Source organism: Streptomyces sp. NBC_00341 (genome assembly GCF_041435055.1).
Taxonomy (GTDB): Bacteria; Actinomycetota; Actinomycetes; order Streptomycetales; family Streptomycetaceae; genus Streptomyces.
In genome coordinates this window covers 7506116-7531133 of record NZ_CP108002.1, presented here as the reverse complement: position 1 = coordinate 7531133, position 25018 = coordinate 7506116, and the positions used below count along the sequence as shown (strand labels likewise).

18 protein-coding genes and 2 pseudogenes are annotated in these 25018 nt (G+C 71.9%); 4 read left to right on the top strand and 16 right to left on the bottom strand.

Annotated features, from left to right (window positions below; genetic code table 11):
• Positions 1 to 25: 25 nt before the first annotated feature.
• Together OG892_RS33740 and OG892_RS33735 are read right to left on the bottom strand one after the other, a co-directional pair.
• Positions 26 to 556, bottom strand: a complete 531-nt coding sequence (locus OG892_RS33740; protein WP_073734198.1) for a methylated-DNA--[protein]-cysteine S-methyltransferase — start codon at positions 554 to 556, stop codon at positions 26 to 28.
• Positions 553 to 2040: an AlkA N-terminal domain-containing protein gene (locus tag OG892_RS33735; protein ID WP_371631068.1), complete on the bottom strand. Its 1488-nt coding sequence runs from the start codon at positions 2038 to 2040 to the stop codon at positions 553 to 555. The genes OG892_RS33740 and OG892_RS33735 overlap by 4 nt, the downstream gene beginning before the upstream one ends.
• Positions 2041 to 2223: 183 nt before the next feature.
• Between OG892_RS33735 and OG892_RS33730 the strand changes: the two genes are divergently transcribed.
• A complete protein-coding gene (locus OG892_RS33730) occupies positions 2224 to 2535 on the top strand; it encodes a UBP-type zinc finger domain-containing protein (RefSeq protein WP_073734196.1) in 312 nt (103 codons plus the stop codon).
• Between the two features lie 35 nt (positions 2536 to 2570).
• Here the strand turns inward: OG892_RS33730 and OG892_RS33725 are convergent, their stop codons facing one another.
• Both OG892_RS33725 and OG892_RS33720 read right to left on the bottom strand, forming a co-directional pair.
• On the bottom strand, positions 2571 to 6635 hold the full coding sequence (locus OG892_RS33725) for a molybdopterin-dependent oxidoreductase (protein WP_371631736.1): 4065 nt from the start codon (positions 6633 to 6635) through the stop codon (positions 2571 to 2573).
• A 213-nt stretch (positions 6636 to 6848) separates the two neighbouring features.
• Positions 6849 to 8267: an NAD(P)/FAD-dependent oxidoreductase gene (locus OG892_RS33720; RefSeq protein WP_073734194.1), complete on the bottom strand. Its 1419-nt coding sequence runs from the start codon at positions 8265 to 8267 to the stop codon at positions 6849 to 6851.
• A 189-nt stretch (positions 8268 to 8456) separates the two neighbouring features.
• On the opposite strand from OG892_RS33720, the gene OG892_RS33715 reads away from it, so the two are divergent.
• Positions 8457 to 9263, top strand: coding sequence for a nucleotidyltransferase domain-containing protein (locus OG892_RS33715; RefSeq protein WP_371631735.1), 807 nt, complete (start codon positions 8457 to 8459; stop codon positions 9261 to 9263).
• A gap of 103 nt (positions 9264 to 9366) precedes the next feature.
• Here OG892_RS33715 and OG892_RS33710 read toward each other — a convergent pair whose 3' ends face one another.
• Positions 9367 to 9738: a MarR family winged helix-turn-helix transcriptional regulator gene (locus OG892_RS33710; RefSeq protein ID WP_073734192.1), complete on the bottom strand. Its 372-nt coding sequence runs from the start codon at positions 9736 to 9738 to the stop codon at positions 9367 to 9369.
• Positions 9739 to 9774: 36 nt separating this feature from the next.
• On the opposite strand from OG892_RS33710, the pseudogene OG892_RS33705 reads away from it, so the two are divergent.
• Positions 9775 to 10221, top strand: a pseudogene (locus OG892_RS33705) (3-oxoacyl-ACP reductase); the annotation flags it as partial.
• A gap of 67 nt (positions 10222 to 10288) precedes the next feature.
• Here OG892_RS33705 and OG892_RS33700 read toward each other — a convergent pair.
• The 7 genes from OG892_RS33700 to OG892_RS33670 form a co-directional block, all read right to left on the bottom strand.
• On the bottom strand, positions 10289 to 11116 hold the full coding sequence (locus tag OG892_RS33700) for an inositol monophosphatase (RefSeq protein ID WP_371631067.1): 828 nt from the start codon (positions 11114 to 11116) through the stop codon (positions 10289 to 10291).
• Positions 11117 to 11179: 63 nt separating this feature from the next.
• Entirely contained in the window at positions 11180 to 13033 is a 1854-nt protein-coding gene (locus tag OG892_RS33695) for a gamma-glutamyltransferase family protein (RefSeq protein ID WP_371631066.1), read from the bottom strand.
• Positions 13034 to 13184: 151 nt separating this feature from the next.
• A complete protein-coding gene (locus tag OG892_RS33690; RefSeq protein ID WP_371631065.1) occupies positions 13185 to 15305 on the bottom strand; it encodes a phosphocholine-specific phospholipase C in 2121 nt (706 codons plus the stop codon).
• A 169-nt stretch (positions 15306 to 15474) separates the two neighbouring features.
• Positions 15475 to 15849: a VOC family protein gene (locus OG892_RS33685; protein ID WP_371631064.1), complete on the bottom strand. Its 375-nt coding sequence runs from the start codon at positions 15847 to 15849 to the stop codon at positions 15475 to 15477.
• 98 nt (positions 15850 to 15947) lie between these two features.
• Positions 15948 to 16445: a nucleoside deaminase gene (locus OG892_RS33680; protein ID WP_371631063.1), complete on the bottom strand. Its 498-nt coding sequence runs from the start codon at positions 16443 to 16445 to the stop codon at positions 15948 to 15950.
• A 53-nt stretch (positions 16446 to 16498) separates the two neighbouring features.
• A complete protein-coding gene (cynS, locus tag OG892_RS33675; RefSeq protein WP_073734186.1) occupies positions 16499 to 16969 on the bottom strand; it encodes a cyanase in 471 nt (156 codons plus the stop codon).
• 122 nt (positions 16970 to 17091) lie between these two features.
• Complete coding sequence (locus OG892_RS33670; RefSeq protein WP_371631062.1) at positions 17092 to 17685, bottom strand: carbonic anhydrase; 594 nt, start codon at positions 17683 to 17685, stop codon at positions 17092 to 17094.
• A gap of 123 nt (positions 17686 to 17808) precedes the next feature.
• Between OG892_RS33670 and cynR the strand changes: the two genes are divergently transcribed.
• On the top strand, positions 17809 to 18741 hold the full coding sequence (cynR, locus tag OG892_RS33665) for a transcriptional regulator CynR (protein ID WP_371631061.1): 933 nt from the start codon (positions 17809 to 17811) through the stop codon (positions 18739 to 18741).
• An 18-nt stretch (positions 18742 to 18759) separates the two neighbouring features.
• On the opposite strand, the pseudogene OG892_RS33660 reads toward cynR, so the two are convergent.
• From OG892_RS33660 to OG892_RS33645, 4 genes and pseudogenes are all read right to left on the bottom strand, one after another.
• A pseudogene (locus tag OG892_RS33660) lies at positions 18760 to 19620 on the bottom strand (ThuA domain-containing protein); the annotation flags it as partial.
• Positions 19621 to 19725: 105 nt separating this feature from the next.
• Positions 19726 to 21909, bottom strand: coding sequence for an RICIN domain-containing protein (locus OG892_RS33655; protein ID WP_371631734.1), 2184 nt, complete (start codon positions 21907 to 21909; stop codon positions 19726 to 19728).
• Between the two features lie 158 nt (positions 21910 to 22067).
• Positions 22068 to 23468 (bottom strand): ricin-type beta-trefoil lectin domain protein, encoded by a 1401-nt coding sequence (locus tag OG892_RS33650; protein WP_371631733.1) that lies wholly within the window; start codon positions 23466 to 23468, stop codon positions 22068 to 22070.
• A complete protein-coding gene (locus OG892_RS33645; RefSeq protein WP_371631060.1) occupies positions 23468 to 24742 on the bottom strand; it encodes a ricin-type beta-trefoil lectin domain protein in 1275 nt (424 codons plus the stop codon). Before OG892_RS33645 ends, OG892_RS33650 begins: the two co-directional genes overlap by 1 nt.
• Positions 24743 to 25018 lie beyond the last annotated feature (276 nt).

The window sequence follows — 25018 nt, the reverse complement described above, 5'->3', positions numbered from 1 at the left end:
GCCCTCACCCGTACCTGGAAGAGCACTAGAAGAGCGCCGGGGTGGTGTCCCGCGTACCGTTCTCGAAGGCCAGCAGCCGCTGTTTGCGGTCGAGCCCGCCGCCGTAGCCGGTCAGGCTCCCCGACGCTCCGATCACCCGGTGGCAGGGCACGATGATGCCGACCGGGTTCTTGCCGTTGGCCAGCCCCACCGCGCGCGAGGCCCCGGGCTTGCCGAGGATCTCCGCCAGTTCGCCGTACGAACGCGTCTCGCCGTAGGGAATCCGCTGGAGCTCGGCCCAGACGGTGCGCTGGAACGGGGTCCCGTCGAGGTCCAGCGGAAGGTCGAACTCGCGCAGTTCACCGGCGAAGTAGGCGTCCAGCTGCCGGATCGTCCCGTCGAAGAGGCCGGGATCGGGCGTGCCGAAGGTCTCCTCGGGCGGACGGTGACGCTGACCGGTCATGTAGAGGCCGGCCAGGACCCCGTCGGTGGCGACGAGGGTCAGCGGGCCGTAGGGGCTGTCGGTCACGGTGTGCCGCCGGGCCGCCGCGACAGTGCTGGTGCGTGCTGAGGTCACGATGAACTTCCCTGTGCCGGAAGGTGGTTGATGGGGTGGTCGTCGACGGTCCACAGATACTGGACCGCGTACGCCCGCCAGGGGCGCCAGCCCGCCGCACGGGCGGTGAGCGCGGCCGGTGTCGAGGGGAGGCCGAGCTGCTGCGCGGACCGCCGGATGCCGAGGTCCGTCGGCAGGAAGGCGTCCGGATCACCGAGCGCCCGCATGGCGATGACCTCGACCGTCCACGGCCCGAAGCCGGGCAGCGCGCCCAGTTCGGCCCGCGCCTTCTCCCAGTCGGTGTCGGTGCCGAGCCGCAGCGAACCGTCCGCCAGGGCCGCGACGAGTGTGGTGAGCGTCCGGCGGCGGCTGCGCGGCAGGGCCAGTTGACCGGGGTCGAGTCCGGCGAGCGCCCCGGGGGCCGGGAAGAGGTGGGTGAGACCGCCCTCCGGGTCGTCGACGGGCGTGCCGTGGGCGGTGACCAGCCGGGCCGCGTGGGTACGGGCCGCGGCGGTCGACACCTGCTGGCCGAGGACGGCCCGTACGGCGAACTCCGCGCCGTCGACGGTCCTCGGCACCCGCCGCCCCGGTGCCTCGTCGACCAGCGGGGCGAGCAGCGGATCGGTGCGCAGCTGTTCGTCGACGGCGACCGGGTCGGCGTCGAGGTCCAGCAGCCAGCGGCAGCGGCTGATGGCCCGGGTGAGATCGCGCGGGTCGGTGAGCGAGAGCCGGCAGGCGATGTGGTCGGGGTGCGGGGTGAGGGCGACGATGCCGTGCCCGTAGGGGAGGTCGAGGGTGCGGCGGTAGGCGCCGTCGCGCCACTCCTCCACGCCGGGGACGGCCGTCGCGGCGAGGTGCCCGAAGAGGTTGCTGGGGTTGAGCGGGGCGCGGTAGGGCAGCCGCAGCGCTATCACACCGGGTGTGGCCGGAGGTTTCGCCGACTTGGCGGCCCGGCCGCGCAGTTCGCCCGGGGCGAGGGCGAAGACCTCGCGGACGGTGTCGTTGAAGGTGCGGATCGAGGAGAACCCGGCCGCGAACGCCACCTCGGCCATGGGCAGCCCAGTGGTCTCGATGAGCACCCGCGCGGTCTGTGCCCGCTGCGCCCTGGCCAGGGCCAGCGGCCCCGCTCCCAGTTCCGCGAGCAGCTGCCGCTCGATCTGCCGGGCCGAGTAGCCGAGCCGGGTGGCCAGACCGGTCACCCCTTCGCGGTCGACGACCCCGTCCCGGATGAGCCGCATCGCACGGGCGACGGAGTCGGCGCGGGCGTTCCACTCGGGCGATCCCGGGCTGGTGTCGGGCCGGCACCGCTTGCAGGCCCGGAATCCGGCCTGCTGGCAGGCGGCGGAGCTCGGGTAGAAGGTCATGTTCTCGACCTTGGGCGGCACGACGGGGCAGCTCGGCCGGCAGTAGATCCTGGTGGTCAGGACCGCCGTGAAGAACCACCCGTCGAAGCGGGAGTCCTTGGAGCGGACGGCCCGCACGCAGCGCTCGGTGTCGGTGTGCATGGTTCAAGCATGGGGCACCCGGCCGGGCAGGGCTGGCGGGAATCCGACATCAGCCTTGAGCTGCCTGCACCGCCGTGATCCGCTCCCGCCCGCCCCGCTTCGAGCTCTCCCCTCGCCCCGTTCCGCACTTCGCACGAGAATGGAACGGGGCCGCTGCGGGGAGCGACGAGAAGGAGGCCGACGATGACGGACGCACAGGCGACGCCGCCGCTCTGCTCCCACCTGGACCAGGTGCGGCGGGTCGCCCCGGACAGTGCCGACTCCTGCACGGAGTGTGTCGCGAAGGGTGACACCTGGGTGCACCTGCGCGTGTGCCCGACCTGCGGCCACGTCGGCTGCTGCGACTCCTCGCGCAACAAGCACGCCACCGCGCACCACTCCGCCACCGGGCACCCGCTCATCCGCTCCTACGAGCCGGGCGAGACCTGGTGGTGGTGTTACGAGGACGAGCTGACCTTCGACGTCGAAGGGGCCGGACCCGCGCGGGCCGCCTGAGGCCGGACCGTCGGGGCGGCTTCAGCGGTGCCGCTTCAGTAGACGTCGCGGACGTACCGCTTGTCGGCGGCGAGCTGCTTGACGTACAGGGCCGCCGCGTCCTGGTCGAGGCCGCCGTGCGCGACGGCGATGTCGCGCAGGGCCCGGTCGACGTCCTTGGCCATGCGCGCGGCGTCGCCGCAGACGTGGAAGTGGGCGCCGTCCCGGAGCCAGGACCAGAGCCGGGCGCCGTGTTCACGCATCCGGTCCTGGACGTAGACCTTGGCGCGCTGGTCGCGCGAGAAGGCCGTGTCCAGGCGGGTGAGGGTGCCGTCGGCGAGGAAGTCCGTCAGCTCCTGCTCGTAGGTGAAGTCGGTGGCCCGGTGCTGTTCTCCGAAGAAGAGCCAGTTGGGTCCCCGGTGGCGGCGGGCCCGCCGCTCCTCCAGGAAGCCGATGAACGGGGCGACGCCGGTCCCCGGGCCGACCATCACCAGCGGGGTGTCGGGGCCCGGCGGTGGCCGGAAGTGCGGGGCGCGCCGCACGGTGACCGACACCGGGGCGTCGGGGGCCGCGTCCGCGAGGAAGGCGGAGCACACCCCGTTGCGGGGGCGGCCCCGCGGGTTCTCGTACCGGACGACGGAGACGGTCAGGGACACCTGGTGGGGGTCGGTGAGCGGGCTGGACGAGATCGAGTACAGGCGGGGCTGGAGCCGTCTGAGGACGCCGGCCCATTCCTGCGGTGCGGCGCGGACCGGGTACTCGGCCAGCACGTCCACCGCCTGGCGTCCCCAGGACCAGCGGGCCAGTTCGCCCTTGTTGTCGGGGCGCAGCATCTTCTTCAGGGCCCGGTCGCCGGTCCGTTCGGTGATGAACCCGAGCAGGGCGGGGGTGAGGGCGGTGATGTCCAGCCGGCGGTGCAGGGCTTCGGCCAGCGGGATTCCGTCGAGCCCCGCGATCTCGACGGGGGCGTCGGCATCCAGGCCGGTGACCGCCAGCCATTCGGCCACCAGGCCGGTGCTGTTGACGGGGTGTACGGCGAGGGCGTCTCCGGCCTCGTAGGTGAGGGGGCCGTCTGCGCCACGTGTGTCGAAGGTGAACCGGCGGACCTCCTTGCCCGCGCCGGGGAGGCTGAGGAGCCGGTTTCCGGCCAGCCGGGCCGTGACGGGCACCGGCTTGGCGCCGGGCGTGGGAAGGGGCACGGCCGCCGCTGCGGTGCCACTGCCGGCTGCCACGTCTGGCAGCGGGGAGGCGGGTGCCGACTGGCCGGTGAGGCCGGTGAGCACCTGGTCCAGCCAGCTCAGGGCGGAGGGCTCGTAGTCGGGTTCGCAGTCGGTGCGCGGGGCCAGCCGGACCGCGCCCAGCTCGTCGAGGCGCTGGTCCAGCCGCCGGCCGTGGCCGCAGAAGTCGTCGTACGAGGAGTCCCCGAAGGCCAGGACCGCGTACCGCGTGCCGTCCAGGGGCGGGGTGTCGGCGGCGGTCAGGGCCTCCCAGAACCCGGACCCGTTGTCGGGGGCGTCGCCGTCACCGAAGGTGCTGGTGATCAGCAGGAGGTCGGCGGCGGGCGGGAGGGCGCGAGGGTCCGCGTCGGCCATGCCGACGAGCCGGGCCCGGTGTCCGGTGGCGGTCAGCCGGTCGGCGGCGGTCGTGGCGAACTCCTCCGCGTTGCCGGTCTGCGACGCCCACAGCACCACCACCTCGCGGCTGCCGGAGGGGTCCGCCGCGGCGGGTTCGTCCGTGGTCTGCGGAGCACGTGAGTACATCCCGGCGAGCACACCGTTCACCCATCGCGCGTGCTCCCCGGTGAACGGCGCACCGGCCGGCAGCACCGGGACGCCGGGCGTGCCGGACGGCAGACCGGCGAGGAAGCCGACCAGGTACTGCCGTTCGTGCTCCGCGAGGACCGGCGGCGGTGCGTCCTCCAGCCCGAACACGGCCCCGGCACCCGGCCGCGCGGTGGCAACCGGCAGCGGCTGCGCCGGTTCGCTGCCGGGGGCCTCGGGAGCGGCGGGGGCGGCGCCCGGTGCCGCGGAGACGCCGGGCACGGGGGCGACCTTGGCGAGCGTCACCGCGCACATCTTGAACTCCGGCTGGAAGGAGACGGGGTCGACCGCGTCGCTGGTCACCGCGTTGACGCAGCGGTACTCCCCGAAGAGGTCGTTCCAGTGGAAGGGTGCGAAGCAGCAGCCCGGCCGCACCCGGTCCGTGACGACGGCCGGGAGCACGGCCCGGCCGCGCCGGGACGCGATCTCGACGGAGTCGCCCCCGGCGATCCCGAGGCGTCGCGCGTCCTCGGGGTGGAGTTCGACGAACGGGGCCGGATCGAGCCGGTTGAGCTTGGCGACCTTGCCGGTCTTGGTGAGGGTGTGCCACTGGTGTTGCAGGCGACCGGTGTTGAGGACGAACGGGTAGTCGTCGTCCGGCATCTCCGCGGCCGGCACGTGCGGACGGGCGAAGAAGACGGCGCGCCCGCTCGCGGTCGGGAACACCGGGCCGCCGTCCGGTCCGAGGTAGCGGACCGGGTTGCGGTCGGGGCCGTCGGCCGAGGGGGCGGGCCACTGCACGGGGGTGGTGCGCAGCCGCTCGTAGCTCACACCGCGCAGGTCGTAGCCGGTGCGCGGGTTCGCGGCGCGCTTGATCTCCGCGAAGACCTCCTCCGCACTGCCGTAGCCGAAGGCGTCGGCGTATCCCATCTCGCAGGCGATCCGCGCGATGATCCGCCAGTCGGCCAGCGCCTCACCGGGCGGGTCCACGGCCCGGCGGGCGAGGGTGAGGTTGCGCTCGCTGTTGACCAGTACGCCCTCGCTCTCGCTCCACATCGCGCCGGGCAGCACCACATCGGCGTAGGCGTTGGTCTCGGTCTCGGCGAACACGTCCTGGGTGATGACGAGTTCGGCGGTCTCCAGGGCCTCGATGACGGTCCGGCGGTTGGCGACGGAGGCGACGGGGTTGGTGCAGATGATCCAGCAGGCCTTGATCTCGCCCGCCGCCATCCGCCGGAACATGTCGACGGTGCCCTCGCCGGAGCCGTCCTCGCGCACGGTGCCGGGTTCCAGGCCCCAGAGTGCGTCGGCGAAGGCGCGGTCCTCGTCCACCAGCACCGACCGCTGCCCCGGCAGACCGGGCCCCATGTAGCCCATCTCGCGGCCGCCCATGGCGTTGGGCTGGCCGGTGAGCGAGAAGGGTCCGCTGCCGGGGCGGCAGATCGCCCCGGTGGCCAGGTGCAGGTTGATCAGCGCGTTGGTGTTCCAGGTGCCGTGCGTGGACTGGTTCAGCCCCATCGTCCAGCAGCTCATCCACTCCCCCGCGCCGCCGATCCACTGCGCCGCCTGCCGGATGTCCGCCTCCGGGATGCCGGTGATCTCCGCGACGGCGGCGGGCCGGTAGTCCGTCAGGAACTCCGGCATGGCCTCCCAGCCCTCGGTGCGCTCCGCGATGAACGCGGTGTCCGTGTGCCCGTTCTCGTGGAGGAGGTACAGCAGTCCGTTCAGGAGTGCGAGGTCGGTGCCGGGTCTGATCCGGAGGAAGAGGCCGGCCTTGTCCGCGGTGGCGGTGCGGCGGGGGTCGACGACGATCAGTCTGGCGCCCGCCTTCACCCGTTCCATCATGCGCAGGAAGAGGATCGGGTGGCAGTCGGCCATGTTGGAGCCGATGACGAGGAAGACGTCGGCGTGGTCGAAGTCCTGGTACGAACCGGGCGGGCCGTCGGCGCCCAGGGAGAGCTTGTAGCCGCTGCCCGCACTGGCCATGCACAGCCGCGAGTTGGACTCGATGCGGTTGGTGCGGACGAAGCCCTTGGCCAGCTTGTTGGCGAGGTACTGGGCCTCCAGGCTCAGCTGCCCGGACACGTAGAAGGCCACGGCGTCGGGTCCGTGTTCGTCGATGACCGCCCGCAGCCGCCGGGCCGTGTCGGTGATCGCCTCGTCCACGCCCGCCGGTACGGGCTCGGCGCCGCGCTCGGGCCGGATCAGCGCGGTGGTCAGCCGTCCGGGGGCGGCGAGCATGTCGGCGGTGGTCGCGCCCTTGGTGCACAGCCGGCCGCGGTTGGCGGGGTGGGCCTTGTCGCCGGACGCCTTGAGGACCTTGCGGCGGCCGTCGGGGCCCGAGCCGATGTCGAGCACCATGCCGCAGCCCACCCCGCAGTACGAGCAGACCGTCCGTACCTGGGTGACGGCGGCCGACGAGCTCTCTGGGGGCACCGGGGGACCTTCCCGTGGATCGGATCGAGGTCCCGACGGTACGAATGGCCCATTACACCGGTGTGACCCGGGCGGATCACGGGCGGTAACGCTCGCCGCACAGCCGCCGGCCCGGTGCTGTGAGACGGGGGCGGTGCGTCAGGGGCGGGACCGCAGCCGACGCCATACGGCCTTCGCCGCGTGGTGACCGGACATGCCGTGCACACCGGGTCCGGGCGGGGCCGCGGAGGAGCAGATGAAGACCGCCGGATGCGCCGTCGCGTACGGGACCCGGGCGAGCTTGGGGCGGATCACCGTCTGCAGTCCTGAGAACGCGCCGCAGGCGATGTCCCCGTCCACGTAGTTCGCGTTGCGCGCGGCGATCCCGGGTGGTCCCGCCACGCAGCGGGCGAGCACCAGATCACGGAAGCCGGGGGCGAAACGCTCCAGCTGGCGTTCGATGACCTCGGTGGCGTCGCCCTGCCAGCCCGCCGGTACGTGCCCGTACACCCAGAACACCTGCTTGCCCTCGGGGGCGCGGGACGGGTCGACGAGGCTGGGCTGGGCGGTGATCAGGAACGGCACGCTCGGGTCGCGGCCGGTGACCGCGGCGCGCAGGGCGGAGTCGATCTCGCCGGCCGTGGGGCCGATGTGCACCGTGCCCGCCCGGCGGGCCTCCTGCGCGGTCCAGGGAACGGGGCCGGACAGGGCGTAGTCGATCTTGAAGCAGGAGGCGCCGTAGCGGTAGCCGCTGTAGGCGTTGCCCAGTCCGGCGATCCGGGCCAGCGCGGTCGGTGAGGTGTCGAAGATGTAGGCGCGGGCCGGCGGGAGCTCGTCCAGCCGCTTGACCTCCGTACCGGTGTGGATGACGCCGCTCTGCTCCCGCAGGTAGGAGGCGAGGGCGTCGGAGATGGCCTGGGAGCCGCCGCGCGGCACCGGCCAGCCCCTCTCGTGCGCGGCCAGCGCGAAGAGCAGGGCGATTCCGCCGGTCGCGATCCCGTTGGTGGGGGCTATGGCATGGGCGGCGAGCCCGGCGAAGAGGCCGCGCGCCTTCTCGCCGCTGAAGCGGCGGGACAGCAGGGTGGCGGGCTGGATGGCGTTCAGCCCGAACCGCACCCAGCGGTACGGGTCGTGCGGCAGGCCGTCCCACGGGGTGCGCAGGAAGTCCTGGGCGAGGCTGTCCCAGTGGCCGAGGAACGGTGCGACGAGCCTGCGGTACGCCCCCGCGTCACGCGGCCCGAGGGACATGGCGCTCTCCCCCACCGAGTCGGCCAGCACGGCGGCGGAACCGTCCGGGAACGGGTGGGCCAGGGCCAGCCGGGGCTGGAGCCACTCCAGGCCGTGCCGGGCGAGCGGCATCGCATCGAAGGCGGGCGAGCCGATGCCCAGCGGGTGGACCGCGGAGCAGGGGTCGTGGCGGAAGCCGGGGAGCGTGAGCTCCTCCGTACGGGCTCCGCCGCCGACGGTCCGCCCGGCTTCGAAGACCTCCACGGCGTAACCGCGGCGGGCCAGTTCGGCCGCGGCGGTCAGCCCGTTGGGGCCGGCCCCAACGACGACTGCGTCAAGCATCGACGGCACCTTCGGACTCCTTTGTCAGCCGACGGTCGGAGGCCCCAGGATATTCACAGGCGCGAGTGGTCCGGGCGCGGGTAGGGTTCCCGCTCGATGACCACTCCGAACCCCGCGCGGCCGCCGCACCCCGGCCCCCGCCCGCAAGCGCCCTCCGGCCCGCTCGCCGCCCCCGGGACCGCCCCGGAGGATTCCGGGATGCGGCGGCGGATCGACGCCATGGCCGAACGGCTCGTCGCCGTACCCGGGATCCACGCCGTCGCCCTGGGCGGCAGCAGGGCCCGGGGCACCCACCGCCCGGACTCCGACTGGGACCTGGGCCTCTACTACCGGGGCGCGTTGGACCTGGCCGCGCTGAGCGCGCTGGCCCAAGAAGTACAGGGTTCGCCGGTCGAGGTGGCCGGGCCGGGCGGCTGGGGGCCGTGGGTCAACGGCGGGGCCTGGCTGCGGGTGGACGGCACGCCGGTGGACTGGATCCTGCGCGATCTGGACCGGGTCGAGGCGGTCTGGTCCGACTGCCGCCAGGGGCGCTACGAGGTGGGCGTCCAGCCCGGCCACCCGCTCGGCTTCTGGTCCCCCGCCTATCCGGGCGAGGTCGCCCTCGGCCACGTACTCGCCGACACCCGGGACGAACTGACGGGGCTTCGGGCCGAGACGCTCGACTATCCGGAGCCGCTGCGCAAGGCCCTTGCCGACGCGGCCTGGGAGGCGGACTTCTCGGTGGTGTCGGCCCGCAAGTCGGCCCCTTCCGGTGACCGGCTGCACGTGTCGCTCTGCCTGTCCCGGGCGTTCGGCATCCTCGCCCAGTCGCTGCACGCCCACCACCGCACCTGGTGCCTCAACGAGAAGGGCGCGCTGGCGGCGGCCGCCGCCCTGCCGGACACCCCGGCGGGCTTCGCTGAGCGGGCCGGCGAGGCGCTGCGGGGTCTGGACGCCGCGGCGGTGGAGACGGCCGGGGAGGTCGTGAACGACGTACGGGCGGTGCTGACCGGTATGTCCGCCTAGGGCGTGTCGTCAAACCGCGGTGGGCCGAAGAGCACCCGTTCTGCCTGGTGAAGCACGGCCTGAGCGCGGCCTGAGCATGGCCTGAGCGAGGCCCGAGCGCGGTTCAGTCGCGCTGAATGGCCGCGACGCAGCGGCTGAGCAGAGACCGCAGGGCGTCCCGCTCCTGCGGGGTGAACTCGTCGGCGATGCGGCGTTCGATCCGCACCGCCTGCTCGTCGGCCCGGCGCAGCGTTTCGGTACCGGCCTCCGTCAGCCGGGTCTCCAGCATCTTCTGGTGCCACGGGTGCACGGTCCTGACGACCAGTCCGCGCTCCTCCAAGTGCTTGAGCACCGCCGCCATGGCCTGCGGGGTGACCAGGCAGACCCTGGCCAGCGCGGCACCCGGCATTCCGGGGTGGTCGGCGAGGGCGAACAGTGCCGCGTACTGGGCGACGGTGAGGTCGGCGCCCTTCAGCGCGGCGCTCTTGGCTGCCATGAGGGCTAGGGTCTTTCGTTTGGATCAGGCCGGATCAGGGAGCTGCTTCCGCTGCTGTCGGCGTCGGCCCCGGCGCGCGTCGTCCAGGTGGCGTCGGTGGGACAGTCGGCCGTCGACTTCGACGACGTCATGATGGAGCGCGGCTACGAAGGCCTGGAGGCCTACTGCCGGAGCAAACTCGCCATGATCATGTCGACGTTCGATCTTGCCGCTCAGGAGACGTCCGGCACCGGGGTCACCTTCAACGCCCTGCACCCGGCCCATCTGATGGACACCCGGGGTGTCCGGGAGTACGGCCTGACCCCGGAGGTCTCCGTCGAGGAGGGCGTACGCCCCACGGTCCGGCTGATCACCGATCCGGCGCTGGCCGAGGTCACCGGACGCTACTTCGACCGCTTCACCGACACGGCCGCCCACGAGCAGGCCTACGATCCGCGCGCCCGCGAGCGCCTCGCCGCGCTGACCCGCGACCTCCTGGACTGATCAGCCGTCGGGAGCGGCCGGTGCGCGGACCGCTCGTTCAGGCCCCGGTGCGTCAGGCCCCGCCCCGTCAGGCCCCGGTGCGGAGCGCGGTCAGCACGGTGTCCGCCGTCGCCCGGTCGCGGGCCGCCGTGAAGGGCAGGTCGTTGCCCCCGGCGATCCGGAACGGCGCACCGGACAGCGTGGACTGCGCGCCGCCCGCCTCCGTGACCAGGAGGAGCCCCGCCGCGTGGTCCCAGGCGAACTCCCAGTTGAAGGCGACCGCCTCCAGGGTGCCGCGGGCGACGGCGAGGTATTCGAGGCCGGCCGATCCGCAGGGGCGGGCGTCGATGCCTTCGGTGCGCAGGCCCAGCAGGGCACGCTTCTGCGCGTCGGTGGTGTAGTCGGGGTGTGACATCGCGACCCGCAGGGCTTCGCCGGGCACGGGCGAACCGGCTTTCAGGCTTATACCGTTGAGCGTCGCCCCCCGGCCCCGTACCGCCACGGCCATCTCGTCGAGGGCGGCGGCGTACGTCCAGGAGGCCAGGGTCTCGCCGTGGTGCGCGAGCGCGACCAGGGTGCAGAAGCCGGGTTCGCCCCGGACGAACTGCCGGGTGCCGTCGACCGGGTCGACGATCCATACGGGTGCGTCGCCGCCCAGCGCCCCGTACACCTCCGGATCGGCGTGGACCGCCTCCTCGCCGACGACCACGGAGCCGGGCAGGAGCCGGCTCAGGGCGGCGGTGAGGTGCTCCTCGGCCAGCCGGTCCGCGGTGGTCACCAGGTCGTGCGGGCCGTTCTTCTCGACTATCTCGTGGGCGGCGAGCTGCCGGAAGCGCGGCATGATCTCGGCGGCGGCCGCTGCGCGGACCGCCGCCTCGACCTCGGTCAGGTCCCCGGCGAGGAAGTCATCGATCATGCCCCCAGCTAAGCACGGGTGGCCGGAGCGCCGACGACCCGGTCGTGACGGGAAGGTGGCCGGTCAGCGTCCGACCGCGTACCCCTGCATTCCGCGCGGGTTCGCGGCGGCGGACAGGATCCCGGTGCGCGGGTCGCGGGCGACCGCGCACATCCGGCCCTCGGACCACGCGTCGCCCACCGTGACGTCATGGCCGCGCCGGCGCAGCCCGGCCACCACCTCCGGGTCCATGCCCGCCTCGACGGTGACGCTGCCCGGAAGCATCCCGCGCGGGAAGAAGGAGCCGGGGAAGCTGTCGTTGTGCCAGTTCGGGGCGTCGATGGCGCCCTGGAGGTCGAGGCCGCCGCGGACCTCGGCGCGCAGCGCGACGGCGAGGAAGAAGTGCAGCTGCCACTGGTCCTGCTGGTCGCCGCCCGGGGTGCCGAACGCCATGACGGGGACGCCGTCGCGCAGGGCGAGGGTCGGGGTGAGAGTGGTGCGGGGCCGGCGGCCGGGGGTGAGGGAGTTCGGCAGGCCCTCGTCCAGCCAGGCCATCTGGAGGCGGGTGCCGAGTGGGAAGCCGAGCTCGGGGACGACCGGGTTGGACTGGAGCCAGCCGCCGCTTGGCGTGGCCGAGACCATGTTGCCCCAGCGGTCGACGATGTCCACGTGGCAGGTGTCCCCGCGGGTGGCGCCGTCCGCGCCGACGGACGGCTCTCCGGTACGGTCCGCGGTCGCCGTGGGCTCCCCCCCTTCCTTCGCGACCGTCGGCTCTCCGGCACCGACGACGGGGAGACCCGTCACGTCGAAGCCGTCGGCCACGGCGCGGGCGTGCTCGCTCAGGACGGGAACCCGCCCGTCGGGGCTGCCCGGCCGCAGCTCGTGCGAGGCGCGCTCGGTGACCAGGGCGCGGCGGGCGGCGTTGTACGGCTCGGAGAGCAGGGTGGCGAGCGGCACCTCGTCCGCGTCGCCGTACCAGGCCTCGCGGTCGGCCATGGCGAGCTTGCAGCCCTCGATGAGCAGGTGGACGTACTCCTCGGAGCCGTAGCGGGGCAGCTCGGCGGGGAGCAGGGCCAGCTGCTGGAGGAAGGCGGGGCCCTGGCTCCAGCCGCCGGCCTTGGCGAGCGTCCAGCCGTTCCAGTCGTACGTGGCGGGCGCCTCGTAGGACGCGGACCAGCCGGCCAGGTCGGCGGCGGTGAGGGTGCCGGGATGGCGGTCGCCGCTGGTGTCCATGGTGGGGACGGCCGCCTGGCGGACCAGCGCCTCGGCGATGAAGCCCTCGCGCCAGATCGCGCGGGCGGCCTCGATCTGGGCGGTGCGGTCCGCGCCGCCGGTCTCCTCGGCCTCGGCTATCAGTCGGCGCCAGGTCGCGGCCAGGGCCGGATTACGGAAGAGGTCGCCCGGCCTCGGGGAGGCGCCGCCGGGCAGGTAGACGGCGGCGGAGGTGGGCCACTGCGTCTCGAAGAGCTCGCGGACACTCTCGACGGTCCGGCCGACCCGCTCCACGGGCGGGTGGCCGTCCTCCGCGTAACCGATGGCGTACCGCAGCACCTCGGCAACGGTCTTGGTGCCGTGGTCGCGCAGCAGCAGCATCCAGGCGTCGAAGGCTCCCGGCACGGCGGCGGCGAGCGGACCGGTGCCGGGGACCAGGCCGAGGCCGAGCGAGCGGTAGTGGGCGGCGGTGGCCCCGGCGGGGGCCGGGCCCTGGCCGCACAGCACCTGGACCTCGCCGTCCGCGGGCGCCAGGATCACCGGCACTTCGCCGGCCGGTCCGTTCAGGTGCGGTTCGACGACGTGCAGGACGAATCCGGCGGCGACGGCGGCGTCATAGGCGTTGCCGCCGTCCTCCAGGACCGCCATCGCTGACTGCGAGGCGAGCCAGTGGGTGGAGGACACCATGCCGAAGGTGCCCTGGAGGGTGGGCCGGGTGGTGAACATACGGACTCGCACCTCGCTGTTTACGTGCGCCGGACGGTCGCCTTGCAGGTAGCGAGGGTACCCGTGACGCTGTTCCTCGACCGGCTCGCCGGCCCGACGCCGGAACGGCGGGCCGCCGGAGGCGAGGGGCGCCACGGCGTCCGGCCCCGGGTCAGCCCGAGACGCTCGCCCGGCCGTTCTCGATGTGCCCCATCAGCCGGCGCCGGAAGGCATCGTCGCCGTCGACGGTGACGTCCAGGTCGTACCAGCCGTGCGCGTCGGCCGCCGAGTGCACCACCGTGCGGCTGCGCCCCGGCTTGACCTTGACGGTCCTGGTCCAGTCGCGCAGGTCCGCCTCTTCGACGTATCCCCGCGGCCGCACCCTGAAGGTGAGCGCCGTCCGCCCCGTGTTGCGCAGCGTGAGATGCAGGTCGCGCTCACGGGCGTCGACCCGCGACGCGACCTCGGCCGGAGCACCGTCCTTCGCCGACCCGGCGAACTCGCGGCGGAAGCCGTTCGGCCCCGTCACCGTGAACCGGTACGCCGGGCCGGTGACGGGCACCGTCCACTGCGTCGTGCCCTTCACGTCCCGGTGCTGCGGTACGGGGAACTCGCCCGCGTACGGATACAGCACGAAGTGCGCCGACGAGCGCCCCGTGTTGCTGAGGGCCACCCGCACCGCGCCATCCACCGCCTTCGCCTGCGCGTCCGGCTGGTAGGGCAGTGCACGGGCCGGACGCGTACCCGGCTCCTGCACGGGCATGTGCTGCACGAGCGGCGGGATCGGCGACCAGCGGCCACTGAACGGCGGAATGGCGCCCGGCCGCTCCGTCTCAGGTCGGCGACGTGCTCGCGAGAAGTCGAAAGCAGAGGTCAGGTCGCCGGTGACCGTGCGGCGCCAGTCGCCGATGTTCGGTTCCTTCACCCCGGTCCAGCGCTCCAGGAAGCGGATCACGGAGGTGTGGTCGAAGACCTCGGAGCAGACGTAGCCGCCGATGGTCCATGGCGACACGACGAGCATCGGCACTCGCATGCCGAGACCGGTGGGCTTGCCCTCCCACTGCTCCTCGGTCACCTCTGGCGAGGCGACCGGTGGCGGCACGTGGTCGAAGAAGCCGTCGTTCTCGTCGTAGTTGATGATGACGGCGGTGTGCCGCCACACGTCGGGGTGCTTGCCCAGCGCGTCCAGGACCTTGTAGACGATCGTCGCGCTGTGGACCGGCGAGGAGACGCTCGGGTGCTCCGAGTCGACGGCGGAGGGCACCAGATAGGAGACCTCCGGCAGCGTGCCCGCCGCCACGTCCTTGGCGAACTCGTCGGCCAGCGTTCCGGTCTCCACCCGGCGCAACGCCCGCTCGAAGAGACGGCGTTCGGCCTTGTCCAGGGTGGCGACACCCTCCTCCAGCAGGCCGAACAGCCGCTCCCGCCCGGCCGCGTCCGCGTCCCGCACGGCGGAGTAGAACGACTCCATGTACGTGTGCCCGCCGGTCTTCGCCAGCACCTTGCGGGCGACGGCCTTGAAGGTGGCGAAGAACTCGATCTGGTTGTCGGTGAAGTTCTCCCACTCGGTGTACGTGCGCCAGCTGCGCCCGGCCTTCTCCAGCCGCTCCGTGTAGGTGCCCCAGTCGTACCCGGGGTGGGTGCCCTCGTCGTACGCGTCGTTGCCGACGGCGCGCTTGCCATTCGGCTCGTTGCCCGTCTTCCCGCTCCACAGGTGGTTGCGGTTGGGGCTGGTCGAGGAGTGGATGGAGGAGTGGTAGGCGTCGCAGACCGTGAAGGTGTCGGCCAGCTCGTAGTGCAGCGGGATGTCACGGCGGTCGTAGTAGGCCATGGTGGCGGCCGTCTTGGCGGATACCCAGCCGTTCATCCACCCGCCGGCCCACGCCTTGCCGCCGCCGCTCCAGGAGTGGTCGAGAGCACCGATGTACTGGAGGTCCTTCTTCTGCGTCTCGGCGGCACCGCGCACCGGGAACGGCAGCACGCTGGTGCCCAGCGGGCCCGGCTGCTCGAAGACGGGCCTGCCGGAAGGCAGCTCGACGGCGTTGCGGTCGCCGAAGCCGCGTACGCCCCGGAGCGTCCCGAAGTAGTGGTCGAAGGAACGGTTCTCCTGCATCAGGATCACCACGTGCTTGATGGCTCCGAGCCCGTCACGGCCTCCGGACCCCGCCGCATGTGCCGGCTGCGCGGCTATCGCGGCCTGCAGCGAGGGCGGCAGCAGCGACCCCGCCGCCGCAGCGCCGAGCGCACCGCCGCCGAGCGCGAAGAGCCGTCGCCGTGAAATGTCCGTGGTCAAGTTGAGCCTCCCGAGTTCTGTCGTACAGCCGGGAAGCTAATCAAGCCGGGTGGCGCGGGGAAGGATTTCGTACGGCTTCGCGGTGAACCTCCAACAGGTCGTACGGGAAGTCCAACCGGTGGTCGGCGCCTCAGGCGCCCTGGAGGGTCGGCCGGGTCGTGAACGCCGCTCACGCTCCCGGAAGGAAGAGGCAGAACAGGTGACCGTGCGGGTCGCGGAGGACCCGCACGTCGTCCTCCGGCTGGTGTTCCTCGACCGTCGCACCCAGCGCGCAGGCCCGAGCGGTCTCCACGTCCAGGTCGTCGACCTGCACGTCCAGGTGTGCCTGCATCTGCTGGGTACCCGGTCGTGGCGGCCATACGGGAGCGGTGTGGTCGGCCTCCAGCTGGAAGCTCAGGCCAGGCCGCTCCTGTTCGAGGGACCGCAGCCGGACCCACTCCGCACCCCGCTCGACCTCCTCCCAGCCCAGCAGGGCGCGGTAGAAGTCGGCGAGGGCGGGCGGGTCCGGAGTACCGAGGACAAATGCACCGAGCGATGTCGTCATGACCTTCGCCTTCCCCGGAACGGGCCGCACCGCACGCGCCCATCGGTGTGCCGTCGGGCCGGTGGACGGTCAGGCGGTGGGACCCGACCGCCGGACGTTCAGGCGGTGGGAGCGCCCGGCACCCGGCGCTCGCCGCCGTTGCCCTCCTGCCAGAGCCGGTAGACCTCGGTCGCCCCTTCGTGGGGCGTGTGTGTCATCGGCAGCCGGCGCTCGTCCCAGTTCTTGGCGAACTCACCGTAGAAGGAGTCGAGTTCGAAGTACTTGCGGTCGTCCACGTAGTACGGCTCGTAGGCGTCCCGGGTGGTGAGGAAGACGACCTCGTCCGGCGAGCAGTAGTACAGGGAGCCCAGGCACATCGGGCAGGGGTGGGCGAGTACGTAGATGGTGGTGCCGGTCAGGTGCTCGGTGCCCAGCTTCGTGCAGGCCTCGCGGATGGCGAGGATCTCCGCGTGGGCGGTCGGGTCGTTGGTCTGGGCGACCCGGTTCGGGCTCTCGGCCAGGATCTCGCCGTCCTTGACGATGACGGTGGCGAAGGGGCGGCCGCCCTCCGCGACGTTGCGGCGGGCGATGTCGATGGTGCGCTGCGCGAAGTCCATGGGGGTCCTCGGGGTGGTGCGGTGAGTGTGGGGGTACGCGGAGGCGGGGCTGCTCAGAACGGCTTGGTCGGCAGGTACTTGCCGTCCAGGGTGATGACGGCGCGCTCGCCGCCCTCGGGGTCCGCGACCTTCTTCACGTCCAGCCGGAAGTTGATCGCCGAGATGATGCCGTCCCCGAACTGCTCGTGGACCAGGGCCTTCAGGGTGGTGCCGTAGACCTGGAGCATCTCGTGGAACCGGTAGATGGTCGGGTCGGTGGGAATGCCGCCCGGGATGGAGCCGCGGGTCGGGATGGTCTGGAGCAGCATCACCGCGTCCTCGTCCAGGCCGAGGAGTTCCGCGACCGCTTCGGCGGAGGGCTTGGGCAGCGCGTGCTGGCCGAGCACGGCGGCGGTGACGAAGGCGACGGAGAAGCCCGCCGCGTCGGCGATCTGCTGCCAGGACAGGTCCTTGCGCGTCTTGGCCTCGACGGCCGTGATGGCGAGCTGCTGGCGGGCGGTGTTGTCGAACTGGGCGTGCACCATGACGGTGGGGTCCTTTCGTGGAGTGCCGCTCCGGGGCCGGGGCGGCGGCTCGTGGGGCGTCCCGGGACAGTGGGCCGGGGACGGGGGTAGCCGGGGAACGGGAGGGGCTTGGTTGTCCCGGGTCAGGACACCCCGGCCGGTGCCGGGGCGCCGGACGCGTCGAGTCGGGTGACGGCGCCGGTGGGAATGTCGTAGACCCAGCCGTGCAGCGTCACCTTCCGCGCCGCCAGTGCCCTGGCCACCGAGGGATGGGTGGCCAGGCCGGCGAGCTGCGCGAGGACGTTGGCCCGGACCAGCGCGTCCACCCCGGACTCCGCGGCGCGGGCCACGGAGGCGTCCGCGTGACGCAGCCAGCCGGCGACGGTCGGCAGGGCACTCAGGTCGTGGCCCTCGGCCAGGGCCGTCATGGCGCCGCAGGCGGAGTGACCGCACACGACGATGTCCGTGACGCCCAGGACCGCCACCGCGTACTCGATGCTCGCCGCCACTCCCTCGGCGCCGGGGGTGTAGGCCGGGACGAGATTGCCGGCGGTCCGGATCACGAACAGCTCACCCGGCTCGCTGCCGGTGATCAGCTCGGGGACCACGCGGGCGTCGGAGCAGCTGATGAACAGTGTCGTCGGCGTGTGCGTGCCCGCCAGGCGGGCGAAGAGCTCCGCCTTTGCCGGGAAGACATCCCGGCGGAAACGCGCGACGCCTGCTGCGAGGTCGTGCACGGTGACTCCCTTCGGTGGCTGTCGGCCCGTCGGGCTGACGAGATCCACCATGCATGACCTGTATCTATAGTGTCCAAGACGTAATATCCATACCTGTCATAGATGTGATCTATGGTGTGAGGTATGGCCCTGGAACTACGTCATCTCCGCTATCTGCTCGCCGTCGCGGAACACGCCAACTTCACCCGGGCGGCCGAGGAGCTGCACATCTCCCAGCCCACCCTGTCCCAGCAGGTCAAGCAGCTGGAGCGGGCGGTCGGGGTCCAGTTGCTCGACCGCTCCGGCCGCGCGGTCCGGCTGACCGACGCGGGCGAGTCGTACGCGCACTACGCCCGCCGCGCCCTCCAGGACCTCGCCGCCGCGGAACGCGCCGTGCTCGACGTGCGGGACCTGTCCCGCGGCGCGCTGCGGCTGGCCATGACACCGACTTTCACGGCGTACCTCATCGGCCCGCTGGCGGAGCTGCTCCACACCCGCCACCCGGGAATCACGCTGGATGTCAGGGAGCTGCCCCAGGACCGCATCGAGTCGGCGCTGCTGGCCGACGCACTCGATCTCGGCATCGCCTTCCACGGCCCGCATCTGCCCGGCATCACCGCCACAGAGCTGTTCACCGAGACCCTGAGTCTTGTCGTCGGCCCCCGCCACTCCCGCGCGGGGAGCACCCGCGCCCTGCCGGTGACAAGCCTCACCGGGCAGCCGCTCGCCCTGCTCAGCGGCGACTTCGCGACCCGCGGCCACATCGACGCCTACTTCACCCTCCACCGCACGACGCCGTCGGTCGCGGTGCAGGCCAACTCCATCAGCGCCCTCACCGAGATCGTCCGGCGCACCCCGCTGGCCACGGTCCTGCCCGACGCGCTCACCCGCGACCACCCCCACCTCAGCCCCGTCCCCCTCACCCCGGCCCTTCCCTCGCGCACGGTCACGCTGCTGCGCCGCGAAGCCGCGTATCAGAGCTCCGCGGCGCAGGAGTTCACCCGGCTCACGCGTGACTGGGTCCGGACCCTCGACACCCTCGACGCCCCGATGCCCGAGGGCGGGCCGGGGCGGTGATCAGGGCCGGGCGCCTCCGTTCGCGGACGCGCCGCCCAGCCACTTCAGCCCGTCCACGACGAACCGGTTCTGGGTCTCACTCGCGAAGGTCGAGGACAGGGTGGTGCCGGAGCCGTAGTCCATGGCGTTGTGGCCGAAGTTGGCGTACAGCATCCGGTAGCCGGTGTTGGTCCACAGGATCGGGTAGTCCCCGCTGTACCAGGACTGGTTGGGGTCCGTGCCCAGCGGGAAGCTGACCGGGTCGACGGAGGCGAGGACCTTGATGTCCGGGTTGTCCCGCAGGTTGTTCGACCAGGAGTACCACTCGCTGACCGACGAGGTGAAGGTGGCGGGCAGGCCCGTGGTGGCGGGGTGGGTCCGGTCCTCGGTGCGCAGCACGGAGGTGGTCGGGCCCCAGGTGTTCGACCTGAAGTCGCCGCTGCCGAGGAACTGGTCGTAGTACCAGGGCCAGTTCTGGGCCTCCGTGGTGAACGCGGAGACGTGGAAGCCCATCCAGGCGCCGCCGGAGCGCATGTACCGCTCGAATCCGGAGCGCTGGGACGCGGTCTGCGGGGCGTCGTCGAGGAACAGGACGACCTGGTACTCGTCCCGGGTGATGCCGTCCAGCCGGGACCAGTCGTTGGTGGAGGTGTACGAGAAGTTGTTGGCCGCCGCGGTGGTGGGGAACCAGCGGTTGGCCTCCTGGACGAAGCTGATGTGCGCCGCGTCCCAGGTGCCGTTGTAGAAGGCGATCACTTTGAAGGCGGGCGCCTTCGCCGCCGAGTGGGCGGGGGCGGCGGTGAGTCCGAGCAGGAGCGCCGGCAGCAGGAGCAGCCGCAGGAGCAGGCGGCCGATGCCGCCGCGGGACCGGGCTTTCGGCCTGGTGGTGTGGGTGTTCATTGGAATCGTCCGTTCCGAACCGGTGGGGGGCCGGGCCGGATCCGGTGGTGTCCGGATCCGGCCCGGTGTGTCATGAGGACGTCGCACGGAACTGTCGGGGTCGGGTCAGGGCTGGCTGACGAGGTTCGCCACGTTGGAGGAGGAGTTGGAGGGGCCGCCCCGCCCGTTGATGATGTGCCGGATGGTCCCGGTGCCGCCGAGCGAGACGGTCACCATGCTCTGGAACCGGACGTTCGGGTTGTTCGGCACCTCGAAGGCGTGCTCCGCGGTCACGCCCGGGTTCGAGCTGAAGAAGCAGTAGCTGCCGAGCCCGTACGCCTGGTGGCTGGTGACGGAGTCCGCGACCTTGTAGGCGGCGTAGCCCTGGGTGGAGCCGTTCATCCAGGACGCCTGGTCGGGCACGTCGTAGGGCATCTCGTTCTGGTAGAAGTACGTGCGCCCGCCGTTGCCGTTCCAGATCGTCTGGTGCTTCTGGTAGTGCTCGACGAAGAGCCCGTACATCGTCACGTCGTCACCGTTGACGACGAGGCCGGTGTCCGCCTTGTTGCTGTTCCAGCCGATGCCGCTGCCGTGGTCGCCGCGCCAGATCCACATGTGGTCGCCGATGACGTGGTCGCTGTTGACCACCAGGCTGGTGGTCGCCCGGCCCACGGCGGCGCCGCCGACCCGGAAGAAGACGTCGTGCAGCGAGGTCGGGTTCGCCGCGTGCGAGGCCGAGGATCCGGCCGGGCCGACCTCCATCAGGGTCGCGGAGTTGGTGGTTCCGGCGTCGAGGAGGATGCCGGCGACCTTGACCCCGTCGACATCGGCCACCGTCATCGCGGTGACCCCGTTGTCCGGGATGAACGTGGCGAGGCCGAGCCCCAGCACGACGGTGTCGGGCCTGGTCACCTTCAGCGTCTGGTCGAGGTGGTAGACGCCCGGGGTGACCAGCAGGTTCTTCCCCTCGGCCAGCGCGGCGTTGATCTGCGCGGCGGTGGCTCCGGCCTTCACGACGAAGAACTTGTCCATGCCGACCGAGGTGCCCGCGGCGTTGCCGCCCGCCCAGGTGGTGCCCGAGGCGTTGGTCCGGACGGCCGGAACGAACACCTGGTAGGCGCCGTTGCCGTCCACGTACAGAAAGGGCTTCTCGCGGACCACGGGTGCCTGGTTCACCGTGGTGTAGGGCGGGTTGGGGAAGCTGGTGGCCGGGACGCCCTGGCTGCCGACGAAGACCATGTTCCAGTTGGAGCCGGTCCAGCCGCCGAGCGTGGAGTCGCGGGTGAGCCACTGCTGCTGCGTGCCGGACCGCACCTGGCCGTCGATCTTGGTGTCGGCCATGAAGCCGCCGCTGGCCCAGCCGCCGTCGTCCAGGGCCAGATTGCCGCGCACGTGCATCCGCCGGTACGGGGCGGCCTGGGAGACGGCCCAGCGGTCGGTGCCGCCGGTCGGGTTCACCGAGAGGTTCTCCGCGCCGCGCCAGAAGTTCTGGGTGGCGTTGTTCGGCGGGAACCAGTCCGCCTCCGCGTGGACCGCGCCGTTGATCGTCACCGAGTCGGGCGACTGCCCGAGCCCGAGGACCTGGGTGTAGAAGCCCACGTTGACGTCGTTGCTGTACGTACCCGGCTTGAACATCACCGCGTAGCGCTGGTTGCCGAACTGGTTGGTCTCCTGCTGCCGGAAGATCGAGTCGAGCCGGCTCTGGATGGTGGCGGAGGGCATCGACGGATCGAAGACCACCACGTTGGGGCCCAGGTCCACATCGCCCGGCGCGGTGCTCACCGGGGTGACCTGGAAGCGCTGGGCGGCGGAGTTGTTGCAGGTGTACTGGACGAGCTGGACGCTGTCGGCCGTCGAGGCGGCGGGCACGTCCAGGCACTTGCCGCTGTTGCGGTTGACGAAGTGGTAGGCGCCGCCGCCCTCGTCGACCGGCTGCCACTGCTGGTTGGCGCCGTTGCTGTACGTCCAGAGCTGGACGGCGGCGCTGTCGGCGGTGGAGACGTCGGTGACGTCCACCGCCTGGCCGGCGTCGTTGCGGTTGTTGATGCGCACATAGCCGCCGCTGGTCGCGGTCAGGCTCCACTGCTGGGCGGTGGAGCTGTTGCAGGTGTACTGCTGGACGGCGGTGCCGTTGACGGTCGCGGCGGCTCGGGCGTCCAGGCACTTGCCGCTGCCGCTGTTGACGACGGTGGCCCAGCCGGTCGGCAGCGCGGCGGCGGCCGGGGCGGTGGCGGCCCGGACCGCGGCCGGGGCCGGGGTTGCGGCCAGGACGGAGCCGGCCAGCGCACCGGCCACCAGCACCGAGGTCAGCGCCCGCCGCCGACGGGCCGGCGCGGGTCCGGACCGGTTGCCGGCGGGGCTTGCGGAAGTCGTGGGTCTTCCGGGGGTGGCGGGTCTTCTTCGGACGGATCTGAGCACGGGTTCTCCTGTGCGGGTGAGACGGCGCGGTGAGGGGACGGTCCTGACGGTCAGCCCGCGTACTGGGCGAACACCTTCGTGAAGTCCCAGGGCTGCTGGGAGACGCCCGAGCAGGTGTCGGCGCCGCCTCCGGTGCACGGGCGGTCCCGGTTGACCGACCAGAAGGTGAGCCGGGCCAGGTGGCGCTGCTGGGCGTAGGCCAGGATGGTGCGGAAGTCCGCGACCGTCACGGTCTCGTTGTCGTCGGTGATGCCGTTCATCGAGGAGATCCCGGTGTGCCGGTACGCCTGGTCGTCCGTGTACCCGTAGGCGCCCTTGACCACGTTCTTCAGCCCCTCTGCGGCGCTGACGGTGAGGTTGCCCATGTTCTGGCCCGCCCCGCCGAAGTCGAACGGCATGATCGTCCAGCTGTCCACGGTCAGCCCGGAGGCCGACGCCTTGCGGATCATGCTGTCGTCGGGCCCGCTCTGGCCGGTGCCGAAGGTGACGTACACCTTGATGCCCGGATTGTTGGCCTTGACGGTCTTCAGCGCGTCGACCGTGCGCTGCTGCACCGTGGCGCTGGCGTACGCGTCGGCCTCGATGTCGATGTCGATGGCCTTGAGACCGTAGGCGTTGATCACCTTCTGGTACGCGGCCGCCAGCTCACCGGCGCTGGAGCAGGAGCTCTCCAGCTTGTTGCCGCTCCAGCCGCCGAAGGACGGGATGACGTCGCCGCCCGCCGCCCGGACGGTGTTCACCGTCTGCTGGTCGACGCCGCCGGTCAGCGGCCTCCCGCCGTCCCACTGCGGGTTGCAGTAGCCGTTGCTGAGGACGAAGGCGAGGGTGAACCACTTGACGCCGGTGGCGTTCATGACGGTGGCCGGACTGGGCGGGCTGCCCCAGCCGTTGTAGAGGTACGGTGCGACCGCCATCGCCCCGGGGGACGCCGGGTCCTCGCCGCCTCCGCCGGCCGCGGGCGCGGTCCACTTCTGATTCGTCGCGCCGGTGCAGGTCCAGATCTGGAGCCGGGTGCCGTTGGCCGAGCTGTTCCCCGTCGCGTCCAGGCACTTGTCCGCCTGCGGATTCACGATGTCGTGCGCACCGCTGACGCTCCAGCGCTGGGCAGCGGAGCCGTTGCAGTCCCACAACTGGACGACCGCCCCGTTCGCCGTACCACCTGACGCTACGTCAAGACACTTCCCCAGCGCCTTGACCGACCCGTCACTGCCCACGCTCCACTGCTGGGCGGCAGAGCCGTTGCAGTCGTAGAGCTGTACGGGGGTGCCGTTGGCGGTGGCTCCCGCCGCGACGTCGACGCACTTTCCGCCGGTACCGGTGATCTGCCCGGTGGCCGCGGCCGCGCCCAGGGCGGGCGAGCCGGTCAGTCCGGCGAGGAGTGCGGCGGCGGCCACGACTCCCAGCGCGCTCCGTACGGCGGGGGCGTGCCCGCGCAGCAGGTCTCGGCGCATCAGCTGTTCACCGTCCACTTCTGGTTGGTTGCTCCGGTGCAGGTCCAGATCTGGAGCCGGGTGCCGTTGGCCGAGCTGTTCCCCGTGACGTCCAGGCACTTGTCCGCCTGCGGATTCACGATGTCGTGCGCACCGCTGACGGCCCAGCGCTGGGCAGCGGAGCCGTTGCAGTCCCACAACTGGACGACGGAACCGTTCGCCGTACCACCTGACGCGACGTCAAGGCACTTGCCCAGGGCCCTGATCGTGCCGTCCGCGCCGACGCTCCAGCGCTGAGCGGCGGAGCCGTTGCAGTCGTAGAGCTGGACGGGAGTGCCGTTGGCGCTGTTCGCCGCGGCCACGTCGACGCACTTTCCGGCCAGGCCGGTGATGGTGCCCGAACCCGCCGGGGGTTGGTTGTCGTTGGTGGTGACGCGGACGTGGTCGACGACGAGTTGCTGGGGGAAGGTGGTGTTGCCGTCGGGGTCGCCGGGCCAGTAGCCGCCGACGGCGAGGTTGAGGATGAGGAAGAAGGGTTTGTTGAAGGCCCAGGTGTTGCCGTTGGTGTCGGCGGGGGTGCGGTGCTGGTAGACGTTGCCGTCGACGGACCAGGTGATGGAGTCGGGGGCCCAGTCGATGGCGAAGGTGTGGAAGTCGTCGGCGAAGGCCCGGCCGCCGGGGAGGGTGTATCCGGCGCCGATGCCGGCGGAGCCGGAGTAGCCGGGTCCGTGCAGGGTGCCGTGGACGGTGCCGGGTTCGAAGCCGACGTTCTCCATGATGTCGATCTCGCCGGAGTTGGGCCAGCCGACCTGCCCGATGTCGTCGCCGAGCATCCAGAAGGCGGGCCACATGCCCTGGCCGCGCGGGATCTTCATCCGGGCCTCGACATGACCGTAGGCCTGGGTGAACTTGCCCGAGGTGTTCAGCCGCGCCGACGTGTACTGACAGGTGCCGTACCAGCACTGGTAGTTGTTCGGGTTCTCCTTGCGCGCGGTGATGACGAGATGTCCCTGGCCGTCCAGCGCGGCGTTGCTGTTCCCGGCGGTGTAGTACTGCCGCTCGTGGTTGTCGACGTTGTCACCGGTCTCGATCTGCCATCTGGAGCCGTTGACCGCCGAGCCGGCAGAACCGTCGAACTCCTCGTCGAACGTCATGGCGGCCGAGGCCGCCGTATCGGAGAGGGCGGGTGACCGCTCGTGGGCGCCACCGCCCACGAGGGCGGTCGTGACCAGGGCAAGGGTCAGGGCCGAGAGTGCGGAGCGCAGCAGACGCCGCGACAGGCGTGGGGAGTCCATGACTCTCCCTTCCGGTGCATGAGGGGGAAGGGGGCCTGTCATGTCATGTATATGACAGGACAGGCGCAGGGCGCGTTGGGGCATGCCGAAGCTGCGCCGACCGGGGCGGGGTGCCGTTCAGGAGGTGGGGCGAAATTGCGGGTGCGGGTGGGGTGCAGGTGGGGATGGCAGGCACGTGCTGTGGAACTGATGCGGGGGCACTGTGGGGCTGCTGTGCACGCTACTTAATTCACTACGTGATTTAAGAAGTGAACCAATGGACTGTCAAGACCCTGG

What these genes read in the sequence shown, in the direction of transcription:
- cynS (WP_073734186.1), bottom strand. Translation starts at nt 16,969, where the DNA reads ATGGTGCACGCCCAGTTCGACAACACCGCCCGCCAGCAGCTCGCCATC.
- OG892_RS33650 (WP_371631733.1), bottom strand. Translation starts at nt 23,468, where the DNA reads ATGCGCCGAGACCTGCTGCGCGGGCACGCCCCCGCCGTACGGAGCGCG.
- OG892_RS33715 (WP_371631735.1), top strand. Translation starts at nt 8,457, where the DNA reads ATGCGGCGGCGGATCGACGCCATGGCCGAACGGCTCGTCGCCGTACCC.
- OG892_RS33680 (WP_371631063.1), bottom strand. Translation starts at nt 16,445, where the DNA reads ATGGACTTCGCGCAGCGCACCATCGACATCGCCCGCCGCAACGTCGCG.
- OG892_RS33700 (WP_371631067.1), bottom strand. Translation starts at nt 11,116, where the DNA reads ATGATCGATGACTTCCTCGCCGGGGACCTGACCGAGGTCGAGGCGGCG.
- OG892_RS33730 (WP_073734196.1), top strand. Translation starts at nt 2,224, where the DNA reads ATGACGGACGCACAGGCGACGCCGCCGCTCTGCTCCCACCTGGACCAG.
- OG892_RS33710 (WP_073734192.1), bottom strand. Translation starts at nt 9,738, where the DNA reads ATGGCAGCCAAGAGCGCCGCGCTGAAGGGCGCCGACCTCACCGTCGCC.
- OG892_RS33645 (WP_371631060.1), bottom strand. Translation starts at nt 24,742, where the DNA reads ATGGACTCCCCACGCCTGTCGCGGCGTCTGCTGCGCTCCGCACTCTCG.
- cynR (WP_371631061.1), top strand. Translation starts at nt 17,809, where the DNA reads ATGGCCCTGGAACTACGTCATCTCCGCTATCTGCTCGCCGTCGCGGAA.
- OG892_RS33735 (WP_371631068.1), bottom strand. Translation starts at nt 2,040, where the DNA reads ATGCACACCGACACCGAGCGCTGCGTGCGGGCCGTCCGCTCCAAGGAC.
- OG892_RS33685 (WP_371631064.1), bottom strand. Translation starts at nt 15,849, where the DNA reads ATGACGACATCGCTCGGTGCATTTGTCCTCGGTACTCCGGACCCGCCC.
- OG892_RS33695 (WP_371631066.1), bottom strand. Translation starts at nt 13,033, where the DNA reads ATGTTCACCACCCGGCCCACCCTCCAGGGCACCTTCGGCATGGTGTCC.
- OG892_RS33725 (WP_371631736.1), bottom strand. Translation starts at nt 6,635, where the DNA reads ATGGTGCTCGACATCGGCTCGGGCCCCGACGGCCGCCGCAAGGTCCTC.